The following is a 3,223-nucleotide window of genomic DNA, read 5'->3' as shown; positions in this document are numbered from 1 at the left end:
GTGCTGAAGCGAGGGGCGGCGCGTTTCTTGGGCGGTGAGGATTTTGATATACTCCGGCCTGCTTCAGGATCCGCGCCGCCAAGGCGCATTCACCGATCCGGAAGTGTCTATCGTCTCGCCGTAGTTCAATGGATAGAACACGCGCCTCCTAAGCGTGAAATGCAGGTTCGATTCCTGCCGGCGGGACCACCCCACGGTCTTAGCGATCCATCAAAGTTCCCCCCAGTTGAAGTGCAGTGGCTTGCCGCCGCACCGTGCAAGTCTCAATGCGTCCCCATCTTCGAAAACAGCTGAATCACCGCCACCCCCGCAATAATCAGCCCGATCCCCACCCAGGCCGCCAGATCCGGCACTTGCCGATACAGCACGCTGGCAATCAGCGTCACGAGCACGATCCCCGCGCCGCACCAGATCGCGTAGGCGATGCCCACGGGCACGGTCTTCATGACCTGCATCAGCAGGAAGAAGGCGCTGACATAGCCGGCCACGACCAGCACGCTTGGCCACAGGCGCGTGAAATTCTCGGCGGCCTTGAGGCTGCTGGTGGCAATGACTTCAGCCGCGATGGCGAGGGCCAGTAGTACATAGGCATTCATCGATGGGTCCTTCACATTGGCTGTCGCTGGGGCCACATTTTCCCATAGCTGCCCGGCGGGTCTTGCCGGGTGTACAGTGCAAAGCATGCTCGAGGCCGCTTTGCGGGCTGGCGATCCCTCCTTTCGGGTGGTTGTTCCTTGCCGGGATGCCATCTTCAATCGAGGAAGAGCGCGTTGTTCAGGTGCCGGTAGTCCGGAGTCTCGTTGTGGGGTGGTCGCGGTTGTTCCGACCCGCTGGCAGTCGTGATAAAGCCAGCGGCGGGTGAGTCAGGTTTGCAGGGGGAGCGTCATGGAAGGCGAGGGTGGGGTTCAGACCGTGTGGCCGCAGGTGGATGGCCAGACGATGGGTCAGGGGCTCTGGCAGAACACGATTGCCGCAGCGGATGTGGCACTGGAAGAGGCGTCGCGCATCCAGCGAGGCGTGCAGCACAACCTGAAGCTCCAGCAGGAAGTGAGAKCGCTGCGCGAGGAGTTGCGCAAGGCGCACGGCGAGCTGGATCGCTACCGTGGCATGCATGCGCGCGTGGTGGTCGGCATGCGGCAGCTGGAGGAGGATAACGCTGGCGAGATTAGCCGCCTGCGCGCCGATAGCGAAATGCTGATGGTGCGCCACCGGGTCTACAAGCTGCTCTCCGAGCACTATGCGCTCACCGCGCTGCGCTTCGATCCAGCCACGTTTGCCGAGCACCGCGACCGGGTGCTGCAGCACATCCTGTTCCAGCGGCGCAAGGGCACACCGGTTTCCGGGATCGGCGCCACGGACATCGCTTTCCTGCTGCTGTAAGCACTCGCGCTTATCCGGCCTTGGCGGCAGTGCGCGGCCGCAAGACGATCAGCGCCAGCATGCCGCCCACCACGCCCCAGAAGGCGGATCCCACGCCGGCCAGCGTCATGCCTGAGGCGGTGATCATGAACGTCAGCAGGGCGGATTCGCGCTCAGCCGGCGTTTGCATGGCGGTGGTCAGGCCGCTGGCGATCGAGCCGAGCAAGGCAAACGCGGCCACCGCCACGACCAGCGCTTTGGGGAACGCCGCGAACAATGCGGCGATGCTGGCTGCCAGCGCCCCCGCAACCAGATAGCCGATGCCGCAAACCACCGCCGCCGTATAGCGCCGGTTGCGGTCGGGATCGGCTTGCGTGCCGGTGCAGATGGCCGCGGTAATGGCTGCCAGGTTGATGCCGTGTGAGCCGAACGGGGCGAGCAGGGCGGAGGCGATGCCGGTGACAGTGATCAGCGGCGAAGCCTGGACGTGATAGCCGTCGGCGCGCAGCACCGCCAGCCCGGGAATATTCTGCGACGCCAGCGCCACGATGAACAACGGTACCGCGATGCTGACGAAGGCCTGCAGCGAGAACGCCGGCGTGGTCCACACCGGCCTGGCCAGCGCGAAATGGAACGATTCGAAATGCAGCTGACCAAGCGCGCCGGCCAGCGCCACGCCCGCCAGCAGCACGCCCGGCACCGCGTAGCGCGGCCAGAAGCGCTTGCCCAGCAGGTACAGCGCGAACATCACCAGCAGCAACAGGGTCTGGTGCTGGGCTTGCACGAACACGTCGACGCTGATGCGGAACAGGATCCCGGCCAGCAGCGCCGAGGCAATGCTGGCCGGCAGCGCGCGCATCAGTTTGTCGAACCAGCCGGTCATGCCGGCGGCGGTCATCAGCACCGCTGCCATGACGAAGGCGCCGATGGCCTGCGCGTAGGGCACGCCGGGCAGGCTGGCGATYAGCAGGGCGGCGCCGGGGGTGGACCAGGCAACGACGATAGGCGCCCGCGTCAGCAGGGACAGCCCGATGGTGGTCACGCCCATGCCGATGGACAGCGCCCAGATCCACGAGGCGACTTGCGCGTCCGACAAATGGGCGGCCTGGCCGGCCTGGATCATCAGCACCAGCGAACTGGTGTAGCCCGTCAGCATGGCGATCAGCCCGGCGACCAGGGCGGAGACGGAGAGATCGGTCAGCTTCGGGGGCGTGGTGGACATGGGGCGGGACATGGGGCGGCACCCGACGCAACGCGTGCGGAAAAAGCGGATGGGCCGCCATCTTCGCACGAGTTGCGCCGTGCCGGACGCGGCTCTCAGTCAGCGACCTTGTCGCTAGGGAACTTGAAGGAATCGCGCAGCAGGTAGCTCATCGGGATGTCGAGGTTGACCCCTTGCGGCGGGATCGGCGACTGGAACCATTTCTTGTAGAGCTTCTGGGTATCGAGCGAATAGATGGCGGCGATCAGGGTCTTGTCCACCAGCCGCTTGAACTCGGCGTCCTGTTTCGACAGCATGATGGCGTAGGGCTCGATCGTCAGCATCTCGTCGGTGACGGTGTAGCGGGCCGGGTCGCGCGCATTGGCGCGCAGGCCGTAGAGCAGCACGTCGTCCATCACGAAGGCGTCGGCCTTGCCTTGCTCGACCATGGTGAAGGCTTCGGCGTGGTCCTTGGCTTCCACCACGTGGATCTGCATGGCGCCGGAACCGTTGATCTGGCGCACCACCGCGAGCGACGTGGTGCCCACCGTGGAGACGACCGTCTTGCCGCGCAGGTCGCCCAGCTTGCGGATGCCGGAGTCGGTCTTGACGAGCATGCGGCTGCCGGCGATGTAGTGCGGAATGGTGAAGGCAACCTGCGCG

At 65.4% G+C, this 3,223-nt stretch carries 4 protein-coding genes and 1 tRNA gene; 2 read left to right on the top strand and 3 right to left on the bottom strand.

What is annotated here, in order from left to right:
• Positions 1-114: 114 nt before the first annotated feature.
• Positions 115-189: transfer RNA gene (locus AC1DS3_RS37135), tRNA-Arg, on the top strand.
• Positions 190-263: 74 nt separating this feature from the next.
• On the opposite strand, the gene AC1DS3_RS37130 is transcribed toward AC1DS3_RS37135, so the two are convergent.
• The gene (locus AC1DS3_RS37130; protein ID WP_441635072.1) at positions 264-596 is read right to left on the bottom strand and encodes a DMT family transporter; all 333 of its coding nucleotides are present in this window, start codon (positions 594-596) and stop codon (positions 264-266) included.
• 343 nt (positions 597-939) lie between these two features.
• Between AC1DS3_RS37130 and AC1DS3_RS37125 the strand changes: the two genes are divergently transcribed.
• On the top strand, positions 940-1,380 hold the full coding sequence (locus AC1DS3_RS37125; RefSeq protein ID WP_477129190.1) for a hypothetical protein: 441 nt from the start codon (positions 940-942) through the stop codon (positions 1,378-1,380).
• Positions 1,381-1,390: 10 nt separating this feature from the next.
• On the opposite strand, the gene AC1DS3_RS37120 is transcribed toward AC1DS3_RS37125, so the two are convergent.
• Complete coding sequence (locus tag AC1DS3_RS37120) at positions 1,391-2,581, bottom strand: benzoate/H(+) symporter BenE family transporter (protein ID WP_441635236.1); 1,191 nt, start codon at positions 2,579-2,581, stop codon at positions 1,391-1,393.
• A 95-nt stretch (positions 2,582-2,676) separates the two neighbouring features.
• A partial coding sequence (locus tag AC1DS3_RS37115; RefSeq protein ID WP_477129189.1) for a transporter substrate-binding domain-containing protein occupies positions 2,677-3,223 on the bottom strand: 547 nt, incomplete at its 5' end.

The sequence above is a fragment of the Cupriavidus sp. 01L46 genome (genome assembly GCF_056399905.1).
Note: the sequence above shows the minus strand (reverse complement) of the source record. Positions and strands in the feature narration are given on the sequence as shown.

Coding starts and splice junctions, on each gene's coding strand:
- AC1DS3_RS37130 (WP_441635072.1), bottom strand. CDS start 596: ATGAATGCCTATGTACTACTGGCCCTCGCCATCGCGGCTGAAGTCATT.